The sequence below is a fragment of the Methylovirgula sp. genome, assembly GCF_037200945.1.
GTDB lineage: Bacteria > Pseudomonadota > Alphaproteobacteria > Rhizobiales > Beijerinckiaceae > Methylovirgula.
In genome coordinates this window covers 513,530-537,914 of record NZ_JBBCGP010000001.1, presented here as the reverse complement: position 1 = coordinate 537,914, position 24,385 = coordinate 513,530, and the positions used below count along the sequence as shown (strand labels likewise).

The following is a 24,385-nucleotide window of genomic DNA, read 5'->3' as shown; positions in this document are numbered from 1 at the left end:
GTGTATTAGGAGCCGCAGGTATGGCTGAATTCGCGTTGCCCAAGAACTCGAAACTCGTCAAAGGCAAGACGTGGCCGAAGCCCGCGGGCGCGGCCAATCTGCGCGAATTCCATGTCTATCGCTGGAACCCGGATGACGGGCTCAATCCGCATGTCGATACGTATTTCGTCGATCTCGACGATTGCGGGCCGATGATTCTCGACGCGATCATCTGGATCAAGAACAAGATCGATCCGACGCTGACGTTCCGTCGCTCCTGCCGCGAGGGCGTGTGCGGCTCCTGCGCGATGAATATCGACGGCACCAATACGCTCGCCTGCACCAAGTCGATGGCAGAAGTCGATGGCGCGGTTGCGATCTATCCGCTGCCGCATATGAGCGTGGTGAAGGATCTCGTTCCCGATCTCACCAATTTCTATGCGCAGCATGCGTCGGTGCAGCCCTGGCTGCAGACGGTGACGCCGGCGCCGGAAAAGGAATGGCGGCAGTCGCCGACGGATCGTGCCAAACTCGACGGACTCTACGAGTGCATTCTCTGCGCCTGCTGCTCGACCTCGTGCCCAAGCTATTGGTGGAACGGCGATCGTTATCTCGGCCCGGCGGTTCTCTTGCAGGCCTATCGTTGGATCAGCGATTCGCGTGACGAAGCAACGGGCGAGCGTCTCGATAATGTCGAAGACCCGTTCCGGCTTTATCGCTGCCATACGATCATGAATTGCGCCAAGGCCTGCCCGAAGGGTTTGAACCCGGCCAAGGCCATTGCCGAAATCAAGGATTTGATGATCGAGCGGCAGCTTTGATGCGGTCTTGTAACTAAAAGCCACGCTCGCGCTGCCGCGTTGAGGCCCCATTCTCGGGGCCAAAGTACGGCGATGACTTCGCCATTGCCTCGATCAATCATTGTCGGCATCGCCGCGACGCTGCTGTGTTCAGCCGCAGCGGCGACGCAGTCGCACGCGTCGAACTTCGATCTGCTTATTGCGCGTTATGCGCATCGTCACGGTATTCCCGAACACTTGCTGCATCGGCTGATCGCCAAGGAGAGCGGTTATAACGCGGCGGCGTGTACGCGGCGTTATTACGGTCTCATGCAGATCACCTATGTGACCGCGCGCGGCATGGGCTATCATGGCACGCCGCGCGGCCTGCTCGACCCGGAAGTCAATCTGACCTATGGCGTGCCTTATCTCGCGAATGCCTATCGCCTATCAGGCGGCAGTGAATCGCGCGCGCTGCGGCTTTACAGTTCGGGTTATTATAACACTGCCAAACGGCGTCACATGCTCAATGAGATGCGCAATGCGGCTTCGCCGACACTGGAGAAGCCTGCATCCCCGCAAACGGTTGCGCGCTGATCGTCAGATCGGGATCTGACGGCCGATTTCGACGACTTGGTCTGGCGGCAATTGCAGGAAATCGCTGAGATGCGCGGCGTTGCGGTCCATGGCTGCGAAGATCGCTTCCTGCCAACGCGGCATTGCACTCTTCCTGTCGTTGCTCGGCACGACGGTTTCAGTGCCGATGTAATAGACGACGTCGGAGAGATCGATCCGCGGATCTTTCTGCTGGACGACTTTTGCAAGCGCCGGCAGGCTCGGTCTCTGCATGAAGCCATAATGCGCGATGACGCGCCAGAAGCCTGGCCAGACCTCTTCGACGCTGACGCGCTGAGCGCTGGCGATGTAGGATCGCGATTCCATGATGACCGTGACGGCAATAACTTGCTGGTGAATGCTGCGGTTGGTCCGCACGTGCCAGGCGATGATTGGTGGCGTCGCGGACTGCGCGCGCGTCAGAAACACCGCGGTGCCGGGCACACGGGCGATATTGTTCTTCTGCAGATTGGCGCAGAAATCGACGAGCGGAAGCGAGGAGCCCGCGATACGCCAGCTGACCGCCTCCATGCCGCGGTGCCAGATATACATCAGACCATAGACGATCGCCGCGAGCACCAGTGGGACATAGCCGCCTTCGGCAAGCTTGGTCATGTTGGCGAGAAAGAAGCTTGCATCGACGATGAAGAAACCGGCGGCGACAGCGCCGGCCGCCGCAAGGCTCCAGCCCCAGATTTCGCGCATGGCGATGAAGAGCAGGAGTGTCGTCATCAGCATCGTCGCCGAGACGGCGATGCCATAGGCCGAGGCCAGATTGTCGGATTTCTTGAAGGCGAGCGCGAGGCCGATCGTCACCACCATCAGAATCCAGTTGACCGTGCCGACGTAAATCTGGCCGACACCTTCCTTTGAGGTTTGGGTGATCTTGAGCCGTGGCAACCAGCCGAGGTTGATCGCCTGTTTGGTCATCGAAAAAGCGCCGGAGATGATCGATTGGCTGGCGATGATCGTTGCCAGCGTGGCGAGGATGATAAACGGCATCAGCAATTGCGGCGGGCAGAGCTGGTAGAAAATATTGTCCTGCGTCGGGGCGCCCGAAGCCACAAGCGCCGCCTGTCCGGCGTAATTCAGGATGAGACTTGGGAAGACCACAGCGTACCACGACAGGCGGATCGGCCCGGCGCCGAAATGGCCCATGTCCGCATAGAGCGCTTCGGCGCCGGTGACGCAGAGAAAAACCGCGCCGAGCACGAGAAACGATGTCCAGCCGCCATGAAACAGAAAGCTCACCGCATAGGTCGGGCTCAGGGCCTCGAGCACGGCGGGATGGCGCACCAGGCCGGCAAGCCCCAACAGGCCGATGGTAATGAACCAGAACAGCATCACCGGTCCGAAAGCCCGGCCGATCTTCGCCGTGCCGAGCGGCTGCGCGGCAAACAGCCCGATAAGGATTACGACTGTCAGCGGCAGGATGAAATTATGCAGATGCGGCGCCGCGATCTGCAGGCCTTCGAGCGCAGAGAGAACCGAGATCGCCGGCGTGATGGCGCCGTCGCCATAGATGAGCGCCGCGCCGAAGAGGCCGATGGCGATAATGTAAGGACGATGCTGCCGCTTGATGCCCAGCAGCGACATCAGCGCCAATATCCCGCCCTCGCCATCGTTATCGATGCGCATGGCGAAGGAGACATATTTAATCGTCGTGACGATGATCAGCGTCCAGATGAGCAGCGACAGGACGCCCAGCACCGCATGCTGGCTGGAGCCGCCGGTGACATCAAGGACGGTCTTCAACGTGTAGAGCGGGCTCGTGCCGATGTCGCCGAAGACGACGCCGAGTGCGGCAACGCCCATGCGGGCAAGGCTTTTACCGGCCTGCGGGTCGGGACGCTGGTCTGGATTCATGATCGGGATTCCGGTGGTCATCAGCCTATCACTGAAACACATGGCTTTTTCATAACGGGCAGTGCGACAGCGCTCTTGGCCGACCCGGCCCCGCCTTTACTCGAAAGGCGGCCTCGTGTATCTGGTCGGCGCAATGAGCCCCGGTGCTGCCGTTGCAGGTCGCGCCGGGGTTTTTGTTTGAGATTTTAGGGAGATCCGCGCGCGCAATGGCGAATGTTGTGGTGGTCGGTGCCCAATGGGGCGACGAGGGCAAGGGCAAGATCGTCGATTGGCTTTCGCTCGAGGCGGATGTCGTCGTGCGCTTTCAGGGTGGCCACAACGCCGGTCATACGCTCGTCATCGGCAACCAGACTTATAAACTGGCCCTCTTGCCATCCGGCATCGTGCGCCCCGGCAAACTCTCGGTCATCGGCAACGGCGTCGTGCTCGATCCGCACCATCTCGTCGCCGAAATCGCCAAGCTCGAATCGCAGGGCGTCGAAGTTTCTCCCATCAATCTGAAGATTGCCGAAAACGTCACGCTGATTCTGGCGCTGCATCGCGATCTCGATGCCTTCCGCGAATCGGCAATCACCGAAGGCGTGAAAATTGGCACGACCAAGCGTGGCATCGGTCCGGCCTACGAGGACAAGGTCGGACGCCGGGCGCTGCGCCTGATGGACCTTACCGACCCGGATTCGCTCGACGAGAAGATCGCGCGGCTGCTCGCGCATCATGCGCCGCTTCGCGCCGGTCTCGGCATGCCGCCGGTCTCGGCCGCCGATATCCGCGAGGAGGTACTTTCCGTCGCGCCAAAAATTCTTCCCTTCATGGCCGCGACCTGGGATCTGCTCGAAACTTATCGCCGCGACGGCCGGCGTATCCTTTTTGAAGGCGCGCAAGGCGCGATGCTCGATGTCGATCACGGCACCTACCCTTTCGTCACCTCATCGAACACGGTCGCGGCCAATGCGGCGACAGGTTCGGGACTCGGGGCCAAGGCGATCGGCTATGTGCTCGGTATCGCGAAGGCTTACACGACGCGCGTCGGCGGCGGCCCATTTCCGACCGAACTCCATGATGAGATCGGCGAACTGATCGGCGATCGTGGCCATGAGTTTGGCACCAATACGGGGCGGCGGCGGCGTTGCGGCTGGTTCGATGCGGTGCTGGTGCGCCAGGCGGTGAAGACCTCGGGCATCGATGGCATCGCGCTGACCAAGCTAGACATTCTCGACGGCCTCGATGAGATCAAGGTCTGCGTGGGCTATGAGCTCGACGGGGTCAAATTCGACCACATGCCGGCGGCACAGGCGATGCAGCAGCGGCTCGAGCCGATCTACGAATCAATTCCGGGGTGGAAGGAAACGACGGCCGGCGCGCGCTCCTGGGCACAATTGCCCGCGCAGGCCATCAAATACGTCCGCCGGATCGAAGAACTGATCGAGGCACCCGTGGCGCTGCTTTCGACAAGTCCGGAGCGCGAAGACACAATTCTGGTTCATAATCCCTTTCAGGACCGCTAGTGTTTGCGTCTATGGAATTGTGTTTGAAGCGCCCGCCGGTGCTATTTGCGCCACAGATGATGCTTACGCCTCGGTTTGCCGTACACAGCGAGACGATCTGAACGCCAATGGCTGAATATTACCCCTTGCTGGCCAAGGCCATCGCCGGCCTGCCGAATTCCACGCCCGAAACGCGCCGGGCCGTCTACGAACGTGCCCGCAAGGCACTGTTGGGGCAGCTTCAGAATTTGCAGCCGCCGGTGCCAGCTGCAGATCTCGCGCGCGAAACAGAGTCGCTCGATGCTGCCGTTGCGCGGCTCGAAGCAGAGCTGAGCGGCGTCGCGCCGCCCACACCCCAGCCTCCGGTCCAACCATCTACGCAGCCACCCGTGGCCCAGACCCCGGCTCGTCCCGCGCCGCGGCCGTTTACGCCGCCGCCAAGGCCCGCGTCCGCGCCGCGCCCGCAAACACCGGCCGCTTCATCGCAGCCGCCTGCACCCTCAGTCGGATCACGCCGCGCGAACGGCGTTCCGGCGTTAGACGAGCCTGCCGGCGAGGCAAACGGGCGGTCACAGCCAAAAATCGAAGCGGTCCCGCCACCGACGCCTTCGTTTATTGCGCCGTCCGAGCCGCCGCCCCTGCGCCAGCCGAACCGCGAACCGAGGCTGGATGTGCCGCCCGCGCGCGAACCGGGCAAGGAGCCACGGCCCGAGCCGCCAAGGATGCGGCTTCCCGAATCGGCGCGGCCGATCGCGCCGCAGCAGGATTTGGGCGATGCGCCTGCCGGCCGGCGGCTTTGGATCGTGATCGGTGTCGTGGTCGTGCTCGTGGCCCTCGTGGCGGTCGCGGCCTGGAAGCTGCGCGACCGGCCGGATCAGCTCACGGCCTTCAACCGGCCGCAAAATCAAACTGCGGACACGAACAGCACCAAGATTACCCAGCGCGCCGGTGACGCGGACTCGCAGCCGGCGACATCCGCGCCCGCGTCGTCCGAAGCTCAGCCCGCGCCCGCACCCGCAAACCCGTCGCCTGCACCGACAGAGGCGGCGGCGCCGAAGCCGGCCGATTCAAACACAACCCTGCCGGTGGCTTACCGCGCCGCGCTGCTCGTCGAAGCGCCGGACGAGCCGAATAAGGTGAAGACCTATGTCGGGACTGTCGTCTGGAAGCTCGAAAACGTCAGCAACGGGCCGGGCCAGCCATTGTCGACGGCCGTCCACGCCGACATCGACGTCCCCGACGACAAATTGAAGGTCACGGTCGATATTCAGAAAAATACCGACCCAAGCCTCTCGGCTTCGCACACAATCACGATCGTTTTCGCGGTCGGAGCGGGCAGCACGACCGGCGGCGTCAAGGAAATCAGCGCGCCACAATTGCGCAGCGAGGACAGTCCAAGCGGCGAGGCATTAAAGGGTGTGGTCGTGCCGATTATGGATAATTCCTTCCTTGTCGGCTTGACCCGCGGCGACGCCGAGGCCGGAAATATCGATCTTCTGAAAAAACTGGAGTGGATCGACATTCCGATCATGCTGAACAACGGCCGCATCGCCAAGCTGACGTTCGAGAAGAATGCCTCTGGCTCGCGCGCGATCAATGACGCCTTTGCGTCATGGCAGGGTCAGTAGAATAAAATCCGTCCGCGACCCGCGAGGTTGTGGACGAATTTGGCCGGCCGCCATAATCCTGGCATGAGAGCAATGCAGAAATTTTCTGAAACAACGCGTGATTGACCGAAATTCGGCAGATTGCCATTGAAATAGAGTCCAAGCTAAGTCGTGTCGGAAGCCGAATCGAGTTCCGCCGCGTCGAGCATCGTCAACCACTGTTGCCGGCAATCAGATGGCGTCCATTGCGAAAGAGAGATCTATGCCCGGAAAGCACGCTCTTCTTCTCGGTCTGCTCGCTCTCCTACCGCTGAGTTTTATCGCCCATTCGAGTCTCGCGGATACGACGGCCCCCGCCGAGGCATCGGCGGCGCCGACCACGGAAGAGCGAGACTTCGACGTGACCCGGGACGGCGATAAAATCGGCGTCGAAACCGTCGTGATCGAGAAGACCGGCGACACCACGGTCGTCAAATTCAAGACCCAAATCTCTGTCGTCGTTATGTTCATCCAAGCTTATCACTTTGCTCACTCGGCGGTGGAAACCTGGACCGGCGGAAAATTTGTTTCCTACAAAGCGGTGACGGATGATAACGGCAAACATTTCAATGTCAGCGCCGTTGCCAAGGATGACGCGGTTTTGCTCGACGTGAACGGCGCCCACAGCAAACTGCCGGGCAATATGGTTTTTGCGAGCCTGTGGAGCAGGGATTTCGTCGATCAGACTACCTTGCTGCATCCCGATTCCGCGGCCCAATTGCAAGTCAAGGTCAAGGATCTCGGCGAGGAGCAAATCGAGTTCCACGGCGATCAAATCAAAGCCGAGCATTATGAAATTTCGGGCGACCTCGATCGCGACATCTGGTTTCTGGGCGACAAGATCATCCGCATAAAATTATTCGGATCGGATCACTCGACCATCATGTCGGAACTGATGCCGACGAAGTCGAACTGACGACTCGAAAAACATCCCGCTTTATCCCGCATAATTGAGTTGGTTGCTTCGCGACGCAGCAGATTTGCGTCGATCTATGCTGTCCCGCAGCGAAACGACAATTTCCGAGAGATCGGGAAAGGCTCCCGAAACCGATCGGGAAGAAGTCCCGTGGCATTCCGGCGCATCTCGTTCTTTATTTCGCGGCCATAAGAACGCGGAAGCCGCTTCGATTTTTAGCCGTCAGGCTTATGAATCGACTGACAAAATTAGCTTCCGTAGCAGGGTAAGGATGGCCGCCAAGGCCTTACAAGCTCAACTTCTCGACATTTTCGGTCGCGCCCTTGGCGCGCATGCCGACGGTCGCGCTTTTGCGCGCCGCTGCACAACGAAACCGTTGCCGAAAATATGCAGTCTGCATGGGAGGAAGTAGCATGAGACTACGCAAAGTAATGCCTATCTGTTTGGGGCTTTTGGGAGCATGGGTCTATTCAGGCGCCTACGCTGCCGACGGCACCAACTGGAATGACCGGGACCAGAATTACTGGACCTCGCCGGGCGCTGACAATCAGCTCACCCGCCACAGCGATCTGAAGGAAATCAACACCCACAACGTCAAGCATCTTCAGCTTGCCTGGGATCAATCGACCGGCGCTCTGCGCGGTCACGAAGGTCAGCCGCTCGTGGTCGACATCGACGGCACGCCGACGATGTATATCTTCAGCGCATGGCCGAACATCGTTCAGGCGCTCGACCTGAGCGATCCGGACAATCCAAAAGAGATCTGGAACTACGTCAAGAAGACCGATCGTGATGAATCGGCTGTTCCGCGCGCTTGCTGCGACACCGTCAACCGCGGTGGTGCTTATGGCAATGGCAAGATCGTCTACCTGACCCTCGACGGTTGGCTGATCGCGCTCGACGCGAAGACCGGCAAAGAGGCGTGGGTTGTCAAGAACAACTACCCGGACAAGGGTGAAGACGGCACGCCGGCCCCGCTGATTGCGGATGGCAAGGTGTTCGTTGGCTTCGGTGGTGACGAATTCGCTGCTCGCGGCGCTTTCACCGCCTATGATCTCGAAACCGGCAAAGTGGTTTGGCACAAGTTCTCGACCGGTACGGACGAGGATGTCGGCATCACCGCTGACACCAACAAAGACAACCTGCGCCACGACAACACGGCCGGCGATCTCGGCGTCCACACCTTCCCCGAAGACAACAATTATAAAATCGGCGGCGGTGCGGCCTGGGGCTGGTACAGCTACGATCCGGAACTGAAGTACGTCTACTACTCGACCGGTAACCCCGGTCTGTGGAGCCCCGGCTATCGCTGCGGCGAGAAGCCTCTGACGCAGGCTGGCTGTAACGCCGGCAAGTGGGACAACAAGTGGTCGATGACCATTTTCGCCCGCAAGGCGGACACTGGCGAAGCGGTCTGGGCTTTCCAGATGACCCCGTTCGACCAGTGGGACTATGACGGCATCAACGAGAACTATGTCGTCGACTTCCCGAACATCGATGGCAAGGCCGTCAAGGGCCTCGTCCACTTCGACCGTAACGGCTTCGAGTTCGTTCTCGATCGCGTCACGGGCAAGTTGCTGCGCGCCCATAAGTATGTGACGGCGAACTGGGCCGAGAAGTATGACTTCTCGACCGATCGCCCGATCAAGGTGCCGGAGCATTCGCCGCTTGAGGTCGGCCGCAATACCCAGGCTTGCCCGTCGGCGATGGGCGGCAAGGACCAGCAGCCGGGCTCGGTCGATCCGAACGATCCGACCAAGTTCTATATGCCGACCAACAACTGGTGCATGGAAGACAACCCGCAGACCCGGGCCTACCAGCAGCAGGGCACGGTCTACGTGTTCGCCAACGTCTATATGTATCCTGAGAAGCCCGGCGTGACCGGCCGTCTCAAGAAGTTCGACGTTCTGACGGGCAAGGCTGATTGGGACATCCCGGATCCGTATCCGAACTGGGGTGGCACGGTGAACACCGCCGGTGGTCTCGTGTTCTACGGCAGCCTTGGCGGTGACTTCCGCGCCGTCGATCGCGACACGGGTGAAATCCTGTGGCAGCGCAAGCTCGGCTCGGGCATCATCGGCAACCCGATCACCTATGAGGTCAAGGGCAAGCAGTATGTGTCCGTGCTCTCGGGTATCGGCGGCTGGATTGGTCTGCCTGTCACGGCCGGCCTCGATCTCAGCGACAAGTTCGGTGCGATCGGCGCGACGGCCATGACCAAGGCCACTGGCCTTGCCATGATCCCGCAGGGCGGCATGCTCTCGACCTTCCGCGTCTACCAGTAAGAGCGGTTAAGGCATAAATAGAATGGCGCCCGAGCTTCGGCTCGGGCGCCATTTGCATTTTGGTCCAAGTGTTGGATTAAGTCCCGATCCAGCTAACAAAGTTGCCAAGAGAAAGCCTCCCAAGATGAAACTGGCTCTGCTCAAGTTCCTCGCCTCGGCGCTGTGCCCGTCGGCCATCGCGATGCTCCTGATGGCTTCCCCCGCTGCAGCAGCGACAAAGGATTCAGAGGCGCGCCTCGATCATGCCGTCGCGGTGGCTCTCAGCAAGCTGGACGCGCTTCAACCTCTGACATCGGGCGATCGTGCGGCCCTTAAGGCCGCAGCCCGCAAACGCCAGCTCAATTCTTTGCGGCTTTGTGGCGACCCCGGCAACATGCCGCTCTCGAATGACAAGCTCGAGGGCTATGAGAACAAGATTGGCGAAATCCTCGCCAAGGCGATGAATACGCACACCGAATATTATTGGCGTCCCTATATCGAGCGCGGCATGTTGCGCGAGACATTCGGCAACGACCAATGCGACGTGCTGATGGATTTGCCGCTCGGCTACGAGGGTGTTCTGCTCACCGAGCCGATTTACAAGACGACCTTCGTTCTCGTCTCGCGCGCCGACCGCAAATACAATTTCAAGAGTCTTGAAGATCCCGAACTCGCGAAGTTGAAGATCGGCGTTTATCAGACCTCCGCCATCCGTCAGGTTTTCCACGACCATGGGATGGACAAGAGTCTGGTCGTCCACACCATCACCCATGACGCCGACCTCAATCCCGAGGATCAGCCAGCCTATCAGGTGCAGCAGGTTATCGATGGCAAGCTCGACATCGCGGCCGTCTGGGGGCCGTTCGCGGGCTATTACAAGGTGATGAAAAACGCGCCGATCAATATCCAGCCGATCAATCTGATGGAAGATCAGATTCCCCTGGAATACGAACTTGCCTTTGGCGTGCCGACGACGGACCGCATTCTCAAGTACAAGATCGATCTGGCGCTTGAGGACAACAAAGCCGCGATCGAGAAGGTGCTGCGCGATTACGGCGTGCCGCTCGTTCAATGCAGCGATTGCATCGTCCAGGGCGACCTGCCAGCGCATGGTGTTTATTCGGCGCTTCCGCCAACACCGCCAGCGGAGCTGAAGTCTTCGGTCACGATGAAGCAGCTTCAGTCCTGGCTCGACAGCGGCGCCGACGTGAACGAGGAGTTCGGTAACGCCGTCACCGCGGGCTCGGTCGATCGCGCGGCATTTCTTCTGAGCAAAGGCGCCAATCCCAACAAGCCCGACGATCAGGGCGAAACGCCGCTGGTCAATTCGGTTCTCGCACAAAATCCCGATCTCGTGAAACTGCTCATCGAACGCGGCGCCAAAGTGAATGCACGGGACGCGAATGGCATGAGCGCGTTGCTCCAGGCTATTAATCTCGACGATGTTCCTACGATCAAAATCCTCGCCGCCAAAGGCGCGGATTTGAATGCCGCCACATCGGATGGCGCGACGCCGCTCGCTTTTGCGATCGTGGAAAATAAGATGAAGGCCGCTCTGGCGCTTATCGATGCCGGCGCTTCGATCAACGCGCCAAGCGGCGCAATGGGTTTGACGCCGTTGATGGTCGCCGCAGGGCGTCAGGAGACAGAATTGTCGCTCGAAGCCGGGCGGCACGAGGTCGAAAATGTTTCAGGCGATGCGCATTATCCTGACCCGTTGCAGGTCGCGCGCGTGCTCATCGCACACAAGGCCGACGTCAATGCCGTCAGCAAATCAGGCGTCACGGCGCTGATGCTGGCAGCGGCGCATAATAATCCGCCGGTCGTCGGTCTGTTGCTGCAATCGGGCGCCGATCCGTCGAAACGCACGCCGGATAAAAAGACAGCGCTCGATCTTGCCGTCGAAAATGGTAACGATTCCGTCGTGAGTCTTATCCGCTTGATCCAGCAATCGAACGGTAAGTAATTGGATTTGTTCCAGTTCTTATGTCCAGCGTGCCTCAGGGGCTGAACTTCCAATGAAGTCAAGGTGTTCTTGGCACAGAAGATAGGCAAACGCAGCGCTTGACGTTTTTTCGGGGCTGGCGGAAAAGGCCCATCGTCGCCGGTGTTTTTTTCGCGCGATCGGGATTTTCTGGGAATTCGATGGAAGACGTCCTGCCGTGCAGGATCAAGGAGGGGTTATGGTCAAAGGTGCAGTAAAGGTTGTCGTGGGCCTGTGTTTGGCCTTTGGCCTGACTTTCGCGATCAGCGCGCGTGCTGACGACACGGCGAACGAGTCGCCGACCAAAGTGGCGACGGACGCGACAAAGGTCGGCTCTCTCGTCAACCCCTATCAGGCCAAGGAAGATGCGCACGACCAGGCGCTGGCCGACGAAGGTCATAAATTGTTCGGCAATTTCGGCTGCCCGGGCTGTCACGGTTACGGCGGCGGCGGCGGCATGTGCCCGCCGATCACCAACGGCGTCTGGATTTACGGCGACAAGGACGACACGCTGTTCCGCCTGATCTCGCTCGGTTCGGACGCTCTTCAGAAGGAAGGCTTCACGCGTCAGGCGACCGAAAATATCGTTGCGCCGATGCCGCCGATGGGTGGCGTGATCACCAACGCGGACGATCTCTGGAAGATCATCGCCTGGATCAAGATCCAAGCCGCCGCGAACGTGAAGGCTAATCCTCAATAATCGCGGAAAACGCATAGCGAAGTTTGCCAGCGCCAAAGCGCGGCGAGGGAGAGCGGGTACGATCCCGCTCTCCCAGTAAAATATAAGAGGTAGCGGGAGACGCGGGTGAAGCATGCGGCGGTGTTGACCGTGTTTCGACGCGTAACGCGTTGCTATCGGCGATCGCTTCTTCCGCTGGCTGCCAGCGCCGTTTCTTTCGCCTTCGTCACTGGCGTCGCGGTCGCGCAACCAGTGGCCCTTCCCTCGGGCCCAGCCCAGACCCAGCCCGCCGCGCCAGCCTCTCTCAACGTCGATATTCTCTATCTCGGCCGGCAATATGACGAGCCGCCGCCGCTGTCGCTCGTCGACAAGGTCGTCACCGACCAAGGCATTCAGGGCGCCCGCATCGCGCTTTTGGAAAATGCGCAGACCGGCCGTTTCGTGAACCAGAATTATCATCTCAGCGAGATGATCCTGCCGCTCGATGCGGACTTCAAAGCCAAGGCGCGCGCCGCGCTCGCGACGCATAAACTCATCATCACCGATCTCGAGAAGGATGATCTTCTGGCGCTCGCGGATATGCCCGAGGCCAAGGACGCGATCATTTTCGATATTCGCACGAGCGACGACGGCCTGCGCCAGGAACAATGCCGGTCGAACGTGTTCCATTTCCTGCCGAACACGGCCATGCGCACCGACGCGCTGGCACAATATCTCGTCTGGAAACATTGGCCGAACTGGCTGCTGGTCTCAGGAAAACAGCCCGCCGACATTGCCTATGCGGATGACGTCAAGCAATCGGCGCATAAGTTCGGCGCCAAGGTCGTCGACGAGCGCTTTTACACCTATGCGGCGGGCTCGCGGCGCACCGACACGGGCCACCAACAGGTCCAGCAGCAATTGCCGCTCGTCACGCAGAGCGCGCCGCCTTACGACGTTGTTTTCGTCGCCGACGAAAGCCAGGTCTTCGGCGAATACATGCCCTACCGCACCTGGGATCCGCGTCCCGTCGTCGGCACGGCAGGTCTGATCGCGACGGCCTGGGCCCGTGCCTATGAGGAACAAGGCGGCACGCAATTGCAGAACCGCTTCGAACGCAAGGTTGGCCGCATCATGACGGAGCGCGATTATTCCGCGTGGCTCGGCATCCGTGCTTTCGGTGAAGCGATCTTACGGACGGACACGATTCAACCCGTCCCGCTGCGCACCTATCTTCTGTCGGATCGCTTCGGCGTTGCGGGCTACAAGTCGGAATCGATGAACTTCCGCAAATGGGACCAGCAATTGCGTCAACCGGTTTTGTTGACCTCCGCGCGCGATCTTGTCTCGGTTTCGCCGCAGGAAGGATTTTTGAATCCGAATTATCTGACGGATACGCTCGGCTTCGACCAGCCGGAAAGCAAATGCCACTTCAAATAAGGACGAAGGCAGGCGATGCGGAAAATTCGTGAATTCTTTTTCTTCGGTCTCGCGGCTCTTTTGATTTTCACGGCGATCGGCCGAGCGAATGCCGCGATGATCTTCGTGTCCAACGAAAAGGACAACACGGTTTCGGTCATTGACAGCACGAGTCTGAAGCTCGTGACGACAATTGATGTGGGCCAGCGTCCGCGCGGCATCATCATCACGCCGGATCATAAGACGATCGTCGTCTGCCTCGGCGATGACGGCCAGATCGCCATGATCGATGCCAATACGTTCAAGGTGACGCGCAAGTTCGATTCCGGGTCCGACCCGGAACTCCTCAACATTTCGCCTGACGGTAAAATTCTCTACGTCGCCAACGAAGACGACAGTCTCGTCACGATCATGGATTTCGCCACCGGCAAGACGATCCAGGAAATTCCGATCGGCGTCGAGCCCGAGGGCATGGCTGTCAATCCGAGCGGCAACCTTGTCGTTGCGACATCCGAATCGACCAGCATGGCGCATTTCATCGATGCCAAGACTTATAAGGTTCTGGCGAATGTGCTTGTCGATTCACGGCCGCGTTATGCCGAGTTCACCGCCGACGGCTCAAAAGTCTGGGTGACATCCGAGGTCGGCGGCACCGTTTCGGTGATCGACGCGAAGACGTTCAAAATTCTCAACGTCGTTCATTTCGATGTTCAGGGTGTGCGGCCCGAGCTGATTTCACCGGTTGGCATCACTTTCACGAAGGATGGCAAGCGGGCCTTCATCAGTCTCGGCAAAGCCAATCGCCTCGGTGTTGTCGATACGTCGAACTATAATGTCGTCGGCTATGTGCTTGTCGGACAGCGTCCGTGGCACACGGCTCTCAGCCCTGACGGTGCAACCATCTATTCCGCCAATGGCGAGAGCAATGACATCACCGCTGTTGATGTCGCCTCGTTGCGGCCGCTGAAATCGGTGCCGGTTGGTCGTCTTCCGTGGGGACTGACGATCAGGCCGTAGAACTGACGCAAAATAAAACGCAAGGGACGGAAAATGCCTGGAAAGAAATCGAAACCCGCGCTGGTTTCATGTCTCGCCGCCGTCGGGGCGCTTTGCGCAATTGTCTTTGCCGCTCCGGATGTTCAGGCCGCGCCGAAGACAAAATTCTGGAACACGACGGGCGATACGATCGTCAAATTTGAGCTTGCGCCGGCCGGCACCACGACCTGGGGGCCCGACCAATGCAAGAACGATCGTGACGATTCGGTCGATGACGACGAGCGCCTGCTGATCGTCGGCGTGGCGAGCGGCACCTATGATGCCCGGATGACCTACAAAAACGGCGCCGTCTGCATGGCGAAGTCCGTCAAGGTCGTGGAGGGCAAGATTTTCTCTATCGAGAAGAAGGATTTGACGAATTGCACCAAGCCGTAATTCGGCGATGACCGAAGGCGAGGTGGCAAAGAGGTCCCAGCAAAAAGGACCAAGCGAATGTCCAATAATAAATCTGTCGGCGGCCGCCGGGGGCCGCACAACATCTCCGGTGCTTTGAGTGCTCTGGTATCTGTCTGTAGTATTATTGCGTTAGGTTTTGCGTTCACGATCACACGCGGCGCGGCCGATCCGGTCAAGCCGCCTTATATCCAGTTCATCGGCCATACGGCCGATCTTACCGACGCTGAATATAGCGCGGATGGTAAGCGTGCGCTTACAGCCTCAAGCGATAAGACGGCGCGAATCTGGAATGCCGCCAACGGCGTCTCGCTGATTACGTTGAGCGGCCATACAGCGGCGGTGCGCACCGCGCGTTTCAACGCTGACGGGTCGCGCGTATTGACTGCGGCACAAGATTCCACCGCGAAAATCTGGGACGCCGCGAATGGCAAGATTCTGTTCACATTGACGGGCCATACCGACCCGCTTGAGGATGCCGAATTCAGCCCTGACGGAAAATTCGTCGTCACCGCCTCGCGCGACGGGACGGCCAAGATTTGGGATGCCGGAACAGGCGCGCTGATCGCCACGCTCACCGGCCATACCGGCCCGGTGATGCATGCGGTTTTCAGTCCGGATGGCCGGCGGGTCGCGACGGGCTCGGAGGATCACAGCGCTCGCGTCTGGGATGCCCATACCGGCGCGCTGGTTTTCACGCTGACGGGTCATGACGGCATCGTCACGGGGGTGAGCTACAGCCTCGATGGCGCGCTGATTGCCACCTCGTCGAGCGACAAGACCGCGCGGGTCTGGAACGCGCAGACAGGCGCGCTCGTGACGATTCTGCAGGGTCATAAACGTGCCGTCGAATTCGCGATCTTTAGCCATGACGGGACGAAGATATTGACCGGCTCGACTGACAAGTTGGGCATTCTTTGGGACGCCAAATCGGGTGCCAAGCTTGCCACCTTGCTCGGCCACCGCCGCGCCGTCATGTCGGCGAGCTTCAGCCCGGACGATAAGCGCATTGCCACGGCGTCTTACGATTCGACGGCGCGGATCTGGGACGCGGCGAGCGGCACATCGCAGCAGGTTCTGGCCGGACATGGTGGCGAGGTCACACGCGCGAAATTCAGCCCCGACGGCCAGCACGTGCTGACCGCCTCGTTCGACACGACGGCGCGTGCCTGGAGTGTCAGCGGCTCGGCTGTGGGGGCACCGAAATAGGGCGCGGGCGTATCGCGCAGGGCCGCCCGTCTCGACGCCGGCCCTGCGCGCGTCTATTGAAAGGCAATGCAGCAGAAACGCGATCAATTCCTGGCTCTGATCGCCGCGCGATCGGCGATCATGGGCATTCTCAACGTCACGCCGGATTCCTTTTCCGATGGCGGCAAGTTCCAGTCGCACGATGCCGCCATTGCCCATGCGCGAAAGCTGACCGATGAGGGCGCCGACATCATCGATGTCGGGGCAGAATCGACGCGACCCGGCCATGTCCCCGTGCCGGTCGAGGAAGAGCTCGCGCGGCTCAAGCCGGTGCTGGCGGACATCGTGAAGGCGACCCCATTGCCCGTCTCGATCGATACGTCGAAAGCCCCGGTGGCGCGCCTCGCGATTGAGATGGGTGCTGCCCTCGTCAACGATGTGTGGGGCCTGCAGCGCGATCCGGCGATGGCCGATGTCGTCGCCGAGGGCGGCGCGGCGGCTGTCGTCATGCACAATCGCGAAAGCATCGATCCGGCGCTCGATATATTGAGCGACATGCGGCGCTTTTTCGATCACTCGCTCGAACTGGCGGAAAAAGCCGGAATTCCTCGTCATTATCTGATCCTCGATCCCGGCATCGGCTTCGGCAAGACCAAGGATCAGAATCTGATCGCGTTGCGCCGCCTCGACCATTTCAAGGATTACGGCCTGCCGCTGCTCGTCGGCGTGTCGCGCAAAAGCCTGTTCGCGCCGATCCTCGGCGCCGCCGTCGATGAGCGCATGATCGGCACTGTCGCCACGAATATCATTGCCGCGGCGCGTGGGGCCTCGATCTTTCGCGTCCACGACGTCGCCGAACATGTCGCGGCCTTCAAAGTGTTTGATGCGATCGAACGCAACCCGGCAGCCGCGCTATGAGCGAGACCGGTTTCGTAGAAATCGGCCTTGGGCTTGGCAGCAATATCGGCGATGCACCGGGCAATGTCCGCGAGGCGTTGCGGTTGCTGCGGGCAAGCGATGTCATCGAAATTACGAAAATTTCGTCGATCTATAGAACCGCGCCATGGGGCTATAAGGATCAGGCGCCGTTCGCCAATGCCTGTGCCCTCGCGCGCACGGGGCTTGATCCAGAGAGGCTTCTCGCGGCCGTCAAGGCCATCGAGGCGGAGATGGGCCGCACCAAAACGGTGCGCTGGGGGCCGCGGCTGATCGATATCGATATTTTGTTCTACGGCACACAATCGCTTGTGTCGGATAGTCTGGTTCTGCCGCATAAGGAACTGTTCAACCGCGCCTTCGTTCTCGTTCCCCTGGCCGAGATTGCGCCTGATCTGGTGCTGGGCGGGCGTCCGGTTGCCGAGGCCGCCGCGGCGATCGCGCATGACGACATCGAAAAATGGGATTCGTGATAATGGGCAAGCAGATTAAACTGACGGCCAAGGACGGCGTGACGATTGGTGCCTATGAGGCCGTGCCGCATGGCGAAACGCGCGGCGGTCTCGTCGTCCTGCAGGAAATTTTCGGCGTGAATAGCCATATCCGCCACGTCGCCGATGATTTCGCGGAACAAGGCTACCATGTCATTGCGCCAGCGATCTTCGATCGTGTCGAGCCGGGCGTCGACATTGGCTATAGCAGCGACGATGCCGCCAAAGGCGTTGCCATTCGCGCCAAGATCAAATTAGAAGATACGCTCGCTGATATCGCCGCGGCGGTCGAAGCCGCGTCCGTTTCGGGTCCTGTCGGCATCGTCGGCTATTGCTGGGGCGGCACGCTCGCATTCGCTGCAGCCCAGCATGTCGAGGGTCTGGTGGCAGCCGTCGGCTATTATGGCTCGGGCATTGCCGCTTTGCCGAAGGCGCAATTGCGCTGCCCGGTCATGCTGCAATTTGGCGATCAGGATAAAAGCATCCCGCTCGCGGATATAGAGAAGATTCGTCGCGAGCACCCCGACATCACGATCCATATCTATCCCGCCGGTCACGGCTTCAGCTGCAACGATCGCAGCGCTTACGAGCCGGAGAGCGCCAAGCTGGCGCGCGAACGGACGCTCGAATTCTTCGAGAAGAATATCGTCTAGCGTTCGCTGCGCAGGGCCGTCGATGACAATTCCGACCGCGGCCCGTGCAGAAAGATCATGGCCGGCGGCGGTGTGAGCGGAAAGATCAAACCGTCGCTTTCGCCGTGACGATAGCGACTCAGTATCTGGGCTGGCCGTGCGTGCGTGGCTGAAAGTGTCGAGCCGGGACGGTCGATGATCGCAATCGGGACGTTGGCGATGATGGTACGCCAATGTTTCCAGCGCTCGAAACTCGCCAGATTGTCGGCGCCCATGATCCAGACAAAATGCACGCCGCGACAGCGCGCCTTCAAATATAGAATCGTTTGATAGGTGTACTGCGCGCCGATCGTCTCTTCAAAGCCGGTGACGGCGATGCGCGGATCGCGAGCGACTTTCGCGGCCGCAGCGACACGCTGATCGAGCGGCGGCAGACCGCGTGTGTCCTTCAGGGGATTGCCGGGGCTGACCAGCCACCAGACGCGATCGAGGCCCAGCCGCCGCAACGCGAGCAGGCTCGCGGCACGGTGGCCTTCGTGCGCAGGATTGAAAGTGCCGCCGAACAGGCCGATTTTGAGCCCCTGCGCATGCGGCGGCAGTATGGCCGACATGATCAAGCCGTCTTGGAGCTGGGGACGCTCATATCGAGTCGTTCCAGCACCTTCATGTTTTTGAATCGCATCGGATTGATCCGAAAACCGCTGCGCACTTTTCGGTCCGATGCTTTCAGGCTCGAATCTGGCCGTTGCCGTGGACGCGGTATTTGAAGGTCGTCAATTGATCGAGGCCGACGGGGCCGCGCGCGTGCATACGCCCCGTCGCAATGCCGATCTCGCCGCCGAAGCCGAACTCGCCGCCGTCGGCGAATTGCGTTGACGCGTTATGGATGACGATGGCGGAATCGACTTCCTTGAGGAAGCGCTCCGCCGCCGCCGCATTTTCCGTGATGATGCAATCGGTGTGATGCGAGCCGTAATGCGTGATATGCGCCAGCGCGGCATCGAGACCATCGACGACGCGCGCCGAAATGATGGCGTCCAGATATTCGCGCGACCAATCGTCTTCGGTTGCCGGCGTCACGCGCGGATCGGCGGCGAGCGTCGTGGCGTCGCCGCGCACTGCGCAGCCGGCGTCGAGCAGCATCGTCACGAGTGGGGCAAGATGCGTCGCGGCGCAGGCGCGATCGACGAGCAGCGTTTCGGCCGCGCCGCAGACGCTGGTGCGCCGCAATTTGGAATTGCGCAGGATGACGAGCGTCTTCGTAAGGTCGGCGTCGCGATCGACATAGATATGCACGAGGCCTTCGAGATGCGCGAAGACCGGCACGCGCGCTTCTTCTTCGACGCGTGCCACAAGGCTCTGGCCGCCGCGTGGCACGATGACATCGATATTGCCGCCGAGACCAGTCAGCATTTCACCGACGGCGGCGCGATCCTTGACCGGTACGAGGGTGATCGCCGCCTCGGGCAGGCCAGCGGCTTTGAGGCCGGCCTGCAGGCAGGCGTGGATCAGTGCAACCGAGTGAAAGCTCTCCGAGCCACCACGCAGGATCGCGGCATTGCCGGATTTGAGACAGAGCGCGCCGGCATCAGCCGAGACCGAGGGCCGGCTTTCGAAGATGACGCCGATGACGCCGAGCGGCGTCGCCACGCGATCGATGACAAGCCCGTTCGGCCGCTCGATCCGCTGCAAAAGGCGCCCGACAGGATCGGGCAGGGCGGCGATCTCTTCTAGCCCCTTGGCCATGCCTTCGATGCGCTTGGCGTCGAGCGCCAGCCGTTCGAGGAAGGAATCGTTGGTGGCCTTGGCGTGTGCCTCGGCGATGTCGCGCGCATTGGCGGCGAGAATGTCGGCCGCCTTGGCGCGGATTTCCTGCGCGGCGACCAGCAGCGCCTTGTTCTTGGCCTCGGCTGGTGCAAGGGCGAGCAGGTGCGAGGCCTCGCGGGCGGCCTGCCCAAGCGAGAGCATCACGGCGCCGATATCGGCGGGCGCGTCATTGCGTACCAGTTTGAGGTCCATATCTGTCTTCATCGCGCTAACTTACGTCAGTCCCACATATAAACAAATCGGGCGGCCTGCCAGAGGCTGAGCCAATTACGGCTAAATCCGCCGCAAGATGCCTTTCAGGACGGGCCGCAGGCGCGAAAGTTCGTCGAGATGTACCGCCGAAAGACCAGCAAGTACGCTATTCGCCGCGGCGCTGAGGCTGAGAAGAACGCGGCGGCTATCGAGGGCGTCAGGGCTGCGCACGAGGAAACCGGCGTCAACCAGCCGGTCAACCAGCTCGACCGCGCTGTTGTGGCGGATGCGTAGCCGCTCGGCCAGATCGCCAATCGTTACCGCCGTCTGAGGCGGAAATCCCTTTACCGTCAGCAAGGCCTGCTGCTGCTGCGGCGTCAGGCCGGCGTCGCGTGCGGCATTCTCGCTGAATTCGAGAAAGCACCGGATCGAATAGCGGAAATCCGACAGAGCCTCGTAATCCTCCTGCGAGGGGCGTTCCGCCAGATCCCTTTCATCAGCCTTTTTGCCGCTTGTCATGACTGGTCTGCCCACATAATGTATCGCCTCACGATATATATTCTTCCCTTCCGGTTCAACCGCCCCTGCGATGGAGCCAGCCAACATCAAGCACAATTCGCCGCGGCCGCCGAAAAGCGATCATGCGCTTTCCGATTTTTCCGCCAGTCCGCGCGTGCTCGTGATCGCGGCGCTCGCTATCCCCGTGGCGCTTGCGAGCGTCGCGGCGGGGCTCGCATTGCTCAAGCTCATCCAATTGGCGACGAATATCGCCTATTTCCATGAATTCAGCTTCGCGTCTTTGCAGCTTCAATCGTTGCACCTCGGCCCGACCTCCGTGCTCATCCCCGTCGTCGGCGCGTTCATCGTCGGACTGATGGCACGCTATGGGAGTGAAAAGATTCGCGGCCACGGCATTCCCGAAGCGATCGAAGCCATCCTGCTCGGCCGGTCACGGCTTTCGCCAAAGGTCGCGATCTTGAAGCCGTTGTCGTCGGCGATTGCCATCGGCACGGGCGGCCCGTTTGGCGCGGAAGGCCCCATCATTATGACGGGCGGCGCCATCGGCTCGCTCATCGCGCAAATGCTCCCGGTCAACGATGCCGAGCGCAAGACGCTTCTAGTGAGTGGCGCTGCGGCGGGCATGACGACCGTCTTCGGCACGCCGATCGCCGCCGTGATGCTCGGCGTCGAGCTGCTTCTCTTCGAGTGGCGGCCGCGCAGTTTCATTCCGGTCGCAGTCGCGGCCGTGACGGCGGCCGTCGCGCGGACGGCATTGCATATGCCAAGCCCGCTCTTTCCCTTCACCGGCCATGTCGCGATTTCGCTCGCCGGATTGGCATCGTGGGTCCTTGTCGGCGCGGTGGTTGGGCTGCTCGCCTGCGCCCTCTCCCAAATGGTCTACGGCTGGGAGGACCTTTTCTCCAAGCTGCCCATCCACTGGATGTGGTGGCCGATGCTGGGTGGCCTCGTCGTCGGTCTCGGCGGGCTGATCGAGCCGCGCGCGCTCGGTGTCGGTTATGAAAACATTGCGCAGATGCTCAGCGGCCAGCTTGTGCTGAAGACCGTGCTACTTCTGTTGATCGTCAAAGCGATCATCTGGTCGACCGCGCTTGGTTCCGGCACGTCAGGCGGCGTTCTTGCGCCGTTGTTTATCATCGGCGGCGCGGCGGGTGCGGCAATAGCGGGGATTCTGCCGGCCGAGTCGCCGGGCTTGCTGGCGCTGCTCGGCATGGCGGCGGCGATGAGCGGCGCGATGCGTGTGCCGCTGACGGCAACTTTCTTTGCCGCGGAAGTCACCGGCAACATGGAGACCTTGCTGCCGTTGCTCACCGCGAGCGCAACGGCTTATGCCGTCACCGTCCTGGCGATGCGGCGATCGATCCTCACCGAGAAGATCACCCGCCGCGGCCATCATATCGTCTGCGAATACAATATCGATTCCTTCGTATTGACGCGCATCCGCGATGTCATGACGATTGCAGTCGAGTCGGTGCCAGCGACAATGAGTTTGCATGAAGTTGCGCGGTTTCTCACCGCGTCGACGACCGCGCACCCCACCTTTCCTGTCGTCGATGCCGACAATCACGTCCTCGGTATCGTCGATCCGCCATCCGTATTGCGTTGGCGTCGCGGCGGGCGGCATCGCAAGACGATGTTGCAGGATTTGCTTGCAGGAGCTGATCTTCCACTCGTCTATCCCGACGAATATGTCGAACACGCTGCCGAACGCTTGAGCGATAGTGGCCTCAGCCATCTCGCCGTCGTCTCGCGCGAAGATCAGACTTTGGTCGGCTATATCGGCTGGAAGGACATCACGCAGATGCGCGCGAAACATCGGACTGCGGAAGCGCAAAAGACGACGTTTTTCGGGAGCCGGGCGCCCTCGGCCGCTGAGGCGCGCCCCAATTAGCGGCCTCGCATCTTGGCTTGAAATCGCCTAAATAGGCCGCATGACAGCCATCGCCCTTGTGATCTTCGCCGCCATCATCCTCTCTGGCTTCCTGAGCGTCTATCTCGACCTGCGTCAGGCGGCAGCGGTCCGCGCCCATCGCAGCAGGGTGCCGCGCGCCTTCGACGCCACGGTCACGCTGGAGGAGCATCAGCGTGCCGCCGATTACACTTTGGCGCGGACAAAGCTCACGGTCATCGAGACGATCTATGATGCCGACCTCGCGATCGTCTGGCTCGCCTTCCTACTGCGGCCGGTCTTCAATTTTGTCGCCGCTCATATTCCGGCGGGGTTGACGCGCAGCGTCGCGACCATCGTCCTCGTCACGGCGATTTCCTATCTGCTGACGCTACCGTTCTCGATCTACAAGACTTTCCGTCTTGAAGCGCAATTCGGCTTCAATCGCACGACACCGGCGATGTTCGCGCTCGATCAGGTCAAGGCGGCGGCGCTGCAACTCGTTCTTGGCGTGCCGCTGCTTTATGGGCTGTTCGCGCTTTTGCACGCGCTGCCGAACCTGTGGTGGATTTTCGCCTGGGCCGCACTGATGATCATCATGGTGGCGATGATCGTCATCTATCCGGCTTTCATCGCGCCGCTGTTCAACAAATTCACGCCCATGGCCGATGGCCCGATGAAGGCAGGTATCGAGACGCTGCTCGCCAAATGCGGTTTCGAGTCGAATGGCCTCTTCGTCATGGATGCCTCGAAGCGCTCGGCGCATGGCAACGCATATTTTTCCGGTTTCGGCCGCGCCAAGCGCATCGTCTTTTTCGACACGCTGCTTGAGAAGCACACGAACGACGAGATTTTGTCCGTCCTCGCGCATGAACTCGGCCATTATAAATTCGGCCATGTGGTGCAGAAGATCGGCGAGAGTGCGGTTTTGGCGCTGATCGTCTTCGCCGTCCTGCATTGGGCGTTCGCGGCGGGGACGCTGCCTGCCGCGTTTCATCTGCCCAATGATCCGAGCCTCGTGCTGATGATCGTGATGACGGCGATCGGGCCGTTCTCGAGTCTCCTCGCGCCGCTCACGAATTTCCTGTCGCGCCGGGCCGAATTCCAGGCCGATGCCTTCGCCAAATCGATGGTTGGGTCAGCGCCCATGATCTCGGCACTGACCAAACTCACGCGCGACAATCTCGCGACGCTGACGCCGGATCGGCTCTACACGCTGTTCAATTATTCGCATCCGCCGGTGCCGGAGCGGATTGCGCATCTCCAAGGTTAGCTGCTCTTCGCTTCGATGCGGGCCTTCACTTGACGGACCTGCGCGAGCTGGCCGCGCAAAATCTCAATCGCATCCTTCTCAGCGGGCATGAGATCCTTGAGCTTGAGGTGATCGAGGATGACCTCAAGCGCATCGCCGATCCGGCCGATCTGCCGCCCGTAGCTGCCGACGTTGCCGAGAATACTGCGCTCAGCCTGGGGGTTCGGCGTCTGCCCCAGATCGATGTTGATCAAACCGAGCTGTGCGCCGTCCTGATTGAAGGTCCACGGATTGATGGCTTGCCAAAGCTGCTGCGGCGCGAGCGAAACCTGAAAAGGATTGGACATGGCTGCCTCCTGAAAAGAGGCAAGCCTAGCCGGGATTTTGCGACGCACAAGTTC

At 60.6% G+C, this 24,385-nt stretch carries 22 protein-coding genes; 17 read left to right on the top strand and 5 right to left on the bottom strand.

Going from position 1 to position 24,385, the window contains the following annotated elements; translation table 11 throughout:
- The first annotated feature begins 20 nt into the window (after positions 1-20).
- Both WDN02_RS02550 and WDN02_RS02545 read left to right on the top strand, forming a co-directional pair.
- The gene (locus WDN02_RS02550) at positions 21-800 is read left to right on the top strand and encodes a succinate dehydrogenase iron-sulfur subunit (RefSeq protein ID WP_337292015.1); all 780 of its coding nucleotides are present in this window, start codon (positions 21-23) and stop codon (positions 798-800) included.
- A gap of 72 nt (positions 801-872) precedes the next feature.
- Positions 873-1,355, top strand: a complete 483-nt coding sequence (locus WDN02_RS02545; RefSeq protein WP_337292014.1) for a lytic transglycosylase domain-containing protein — start codon at positions 873-875, stop codon at positions 1,353-1,355.
- A 3-nt stretch (positions 1,356-1,358) separates the two neighbouring features.
- Here WDN02_RS02545 and WDN02_RS02540 read toward each other — a convergent pair whose 3' ends face one another.
- Positions 1,359-3,260 carry a KUP/HAK/KT family potassium transporter gene (locus WDN02_RS02540; RefSeq protein WP_337292013.1) on the bottom strand — a complete coding sequence of 634 codons (1,902 nt, stop codon included), beginning with the start codon at positions 3,258-3,260 and terminating at the stop codon, positions 1,359-1,361.
- A gap of 185 nt (positions 3,261-3,445) precedes the next feature.
- Here WDN02_RS02540 and WDN02_RS02535 point away from each other — a divergent pair, with 185 nt between their 5' ends.
- The 13 genes from WDN02_RS02535 to WDN02_RS02475 all read left to right on the top strand — a co-directional run bounded on the left by WDN02_RS02535 (position 3,446) and on the right by WDN02_RS02475 (position 18,327).
- A complete protein-coding gene (locus WDN02_RS02535; RefSeq protein WP_337292012.1) occupies positions 3,446-4,744 on the top strand; it encodes an adenylosuccinate synthase in 1,299 nt (432 codons plus the stop codon).
- Positions 4,745-4,851: 107 nt separating this feature from the next.
- Positions 4,852-6,351 (top strand): hypothetical protein, encoded by a 1,500-nt coding sequence (locus WDN02_RS02530; RefSeq protein WP_337292011.1) that lies wholly within the window; start codon positions 4,852-4,854, stop codon positions 6,349-6,351.
- 241 nt (positions 6,352-6,592) lie between these two features.
- Positions 6,593-7,285 carry a DUF6134 family protein gene (locus WDN02_RS02525; protein ID WP_337292010.1) on the top strand — a complete coding sequence of 231 codons (693 nt, stop codon included), beginning with the start codon at positions 6,593-6,595 and terminating at the stop codon, positions 7,283-7,285.
- Between the two features lie 413 nt (positions 7,286-7,698).
- On the top strand, positions 7,699-9,570 hold the full coding sequence (locus WDN02_RS02520; RefSeq protein ID WP_337292009.1) for a PQQ-dependent dehydrogenase, methanol/ethanol family: 1,872 nt from the start codon (positions 7,699-7,701) through the stop codon (positions 9,568-9,570).
- 124 nt (positions 9,571-9,694) lie between these two features.
- Positions 9,695-11,515, top strand: a complete 1,821-nt coding sequence (locus WDN02_RS02515; RefSeq protein WP_337292008.1) for a quinoprotein dehydrogenase-associated putative ABC transporter substrate-binding protein — start codon at positions 9,695-9,697, stop codon at positions 11,513-11,515.
- Positions 11,516-11,732: 217 nt separating this feature from the next.
- Positions 11,733-12,233, top strand: coding sequence for a c-type cytochrome (locus tag WDN02_RS02510; protein ID WP_337292007.1), 501 nt, complete (start codon positions 11,733-11,735; stop codon positions 12,231-12,233).
- A gap of 105 nt (positions 12,234-12,338) precedes the next feature.
- Positions 12,339-13,631: an ABC transporter substrate-binding protein gene (locus tag WDN02_RS02505; RefSeq protein WP_337292006.1), complete on the top strand. Its 1,293-nt coding sequence runs from the start codon at positions 12,339-12,341 to the stop codon at positions 13,629-13,631.
- A 15-nt stretch (positions 13,632-13,646) separates the two neighbouring features.
- Positions 13,647-14,627: a PQQ-dependent catabolism-associated beta-propeller protein gene (locus tag WDN02_RS02500; RefSeq protein ID WP_337292005.1), complete on the top strand. Its 981-nt coding sequence runs from the start codon at positions 13,647-13,649 to the stop codon at positions 14,625-14,627.
- Between the two features lie 33 nt (positions 14,628-14,660).
- Positions 14,661-15,041, top strand: a complete 381-nt coding sequence (locus WDN02_RS02495; RefSeq protein WP_337292004.1) for a hypothetical protein — start codon at positions 14,661-14,663, stop codon at positions 15,039-15,041.
- 57 nt (positions 15,042-15,098) lie between these two features.
- Positions 15,099-16,268, top strand: a complete 1,170-nt coding sequence (locus WDN02_RS02490) for a WD40 repeat domain-containing protein (protein WP_337292003.1) — start codon at positions 15,099-15,101, stop codon at positions 16,266-16,268.
- Between the two features lie 66 nt (positions 16,269-16,334).
- The gene (gene folP, locus WDN02_RS02485; protein ID WP_337292002.1) at positions 16,335-17,165 is read left to right on the top strand and encodes a dihydropteroate synthase; all 831 of its coding nucleotides are present in this window, start codon (positions 16,335-16,337) and stop codon (positions 17,163-17,165) included.
- Complete coding sequence (gene folK, locus WDN02_RS02480; RefSeq protein ID WP_337292001.1) at positions 17,162-17,656, top strand: 2-amino-4-hydroxy-6-hydroxymethyldihydropteridine diphosphokinase; 495 nt, start codon at positions 17,162-17,164, stop codon at positions 17,654-17,656. The genes folP and folK overlap by 4 nt, the downstream gene beginning before the upstream one ends.
- Positions 17,657-17,658: 2 nt before the next feature.
- Entirely contained in the window at positions 17,659-18,327 is a 669-nt protein-coding gene (locus tag WDN02_RS02475) for a dienelactone hydrolase family protein (protein WP_337292000.1), read from the top strand.
- Here the strand turns inward: WDN02_RS02475 and WDN02_RS02470 are convergent.
- From WDN02_RS02470 to WDN02_RS02460, 3 genes are all read right to left on the bottom strand, one after another.
- Positions 18,324-18,917 carry a nicotinate-nucleotide adenylyltransferase gene (locus WDN02_RS02470; RefSeq protein WP_337291999.1) on the bottom strand — a complete coding sequence of 198 codons (594 nt, stop codon included), beginning with the start codon at positions 18,915-18,917 and terminating at the stop codon, positions 18,324-18,326. The two genes, WDN02_RS02475 and WDN02_RS02470, sit on opposite strands and share 4 nt — an antisense overlap.
- 115 nt (positions 18,918-19,032) lie before the next feature.
- The gene (locus WDN02_RS02465; protein ID WP_337291998.1) at positions 19,033-20,325 is read right to left on the bottom strand and encodes a glutamate-5-semialdehyde dehydrogenase; all 1,293 of its coding nucleotides are present in this window, start codon (positions 20,323-20,325) and stop codon (positions 19,033-19,035) included.
- An 81-nt stretch (positions 20,326-20,406) separates the two neighbouring features.
- Positions 20,407-20,844, bottom strand: coding sequence for a helix-turn-helix domain-containing protein (locus WDN02_RS02460; RefSeq protein ID WP_337291997.1), 438 nt, complete (start codon positions 20,842-20,844; stop codon positions 20,407-20,409).
- Positions 20,845-20,914: 70 nt separating this feature from the next.
- On the opposite strand from WDN02_RS02460, the gene WDN02_RS02455 reads away from it, so the two are divergent.
- Together WDN02_RS02455 and WDN02_RS02450 are read left to right on the top strand one after the other, a co-directional pair.
- The gene (locus WDN02_RS02455) at positions 20,915-22,735 is read left to right on the top strand and encodes a chloride channel protein (RefSeq protein ID WP_337291996.1); all 1,821 of its coding nucleotides are present in this window, start codon (positions 20,915-20,917) and stop codon (positions 22,733-22,735) included.
- A gap of 40 nt (positions 22,736-22,775) precedes the next feature.
- Positions 22,776-24,005, top strand: a complete 1,230-nt coding sequence (locus WDN02_RS02450) for a M48 family metallopeptidase (protein ID WP_337291995.1) — start codon at positions 22,776-22,778, stop codon at positions 24,003-24,005.
- On the opposite strand, the gene WDN02_RS02445 is transcribed toward WDN02_RS02450, so the two are convergent.
- On the bottom strand, positions 24,002-24,331 hold the full coding sequence (locus tag WDN02_RS02445; RefSeq protein ID WP_337291994.1) for a hypothetical protein: 330 nt from the start codon (positions 24,329-24,331) through the stop codon (positions 24,002-24,004). The genes WDN02_RS02450 and WDN02_RS02445 overlap by 4 nt on opposite strands.
- Positions 24,332-24,385: the final 54 nt, after the last annotated feature.

Coding starts and splice junctions, on each gene's coding strand:
- WDN02_RS02550 (WP_337292015.1), top strand. CDS start 21: ATGGCTGAATTCGCGTTGCCCAAGAACTCGAAACTCGTCAAAGGCAAG.
- WDN02_RS02545 (WP_337292014.1), top strand. CDS start 873: ATGACTTCGCCATTGCCTCGATCAATCATTGTCGGCATCGCCGCGACG.
- WDN02_RS02540 (WP_337292013.1), bottom strand. CDS start 3,260: ATGACCACCGGAATCCCGATCATGAATCCAGACCAGCGTCCCGACCCG.
- WDN02_RS02535 (WP_337292012.1), top strand. CDS start 3,446: ATGGCGAATGTTGTGGTGGTCGGTGCCCAATGGGGCGACGAGGGCAAG.
- WDN02_RS02530 (WP_337292011.1), top strand. CDS start 4,852: ATGGCTGAATATTACCCCTTGCTGGCCAAGGCCATCGCCGGCCTGCCG.
- WDN02_RS02525 (WP_337292010.1), top strand. CDS start 6,593: ATGCCCGGAAAGCACGCTCTTCTTCTCGGTCTGCTCGCTCTCCTACCG.
- WDN02_RS02520 (WP_337292009.1), top strand. CDS start 7,699: ATGAGACTACGCAAAGTAATGCCTATCTGTTTGGGGCTTTTGGGAGCA.
- WDN02_RS02515 (WP_337292008.1), top strand. CDS start 9,695: ATGAAACTGGCTCTGCTCAAGTTCCTCGCCTCGGCGCTGTGCCCGTCG.
- WDN02_RS02510 (WP_337292007.1), top strand. CDS start 11,733: ATGGTCAAAGGTGCAGTAAAGGTTGTCGTGGGCCTGTGTTTGGCCTTT.
- WDN02_RS02500 (WP_337292005.1), top strand. CDS start 13,647: ATGCGGAAAATTCGTGAATTCTTTTTCTTCGGTCTCGCGGCTCTTTTG.
- WDN02_RS02495 (WP_337292004.1), top strand. CDS start 14,661: ATGCCTGGAAAGAAATCGAAACCCGCGCTGGTTTCATGTCTCGCCGCC.
- WDN02_RS02490 (WP_337292003.1), top strand. CDS start 15,099: ATGTCCAATAATAAATCTGTCGGCGGCCGCCGGGGGCCGCACAACATC.
- folP (WP_337292002.1), top strand. CDS start 16,335: ATGCAGCAGAAACGCGATCAATTCCTGGCTCTGATCGCCGCGCGATCG.
- folK (WP_337292001.1), top strand. CDS start 17,162: ATGAGCGAGACCGGTTTCGTAGAAATCGGCCTTGGGCTTGGCAGCAAT.
- WDN02_RS02475 (WP_337292000.1), top strand. CDS start 17,659: ATGGGCAAGCAGATTAAACTGACGGCCAAGGACGGCGTGACGATTGGT.
- WDN02_RS02470 (WP_337291999.1), bottom strand. CDS start 18,917: ATGTCGGCCATACTGCCGCCGCATGCGCAGGGGCTCAAAATCGGCCTG.
- WDN02_RS02465 (WP_337291998.1), bottom strand. CDS start 20,325: ATGGACCTCAAACTGGTACGCAATGACGCGCCCGCCGATATCGGCGCC.
- WDN02_RS02460 (WP_337291997.1), bottom strand. CDS start 20,844: ATGACAAGCGGCAAAAAGGCTGATGAAAGGGATCTGGCGGAACGCCCC.
- WDN02_RS02455 (WP_337291996.1), top strand. CDS start 20,915: ATGGAGCCAGCCAACATCAAGCACAATTCGCCGCGGCCGCCGAAAAGC.
- WDN02_RS02450 (WP_337291995.1), top strand. CDS start 22,776: ATGACAGCCATCGCCCTTGTGATCTTCGCCGCCATCATCCTCTCTGGC.
- WDN02_RS02445 (WP_337291994.1), bottom strand. CDS start 24,331: ATGTCCAATCCTTTTCAGGTTTCGCTCGCGCCGCAGCAGCTTTGGCAA.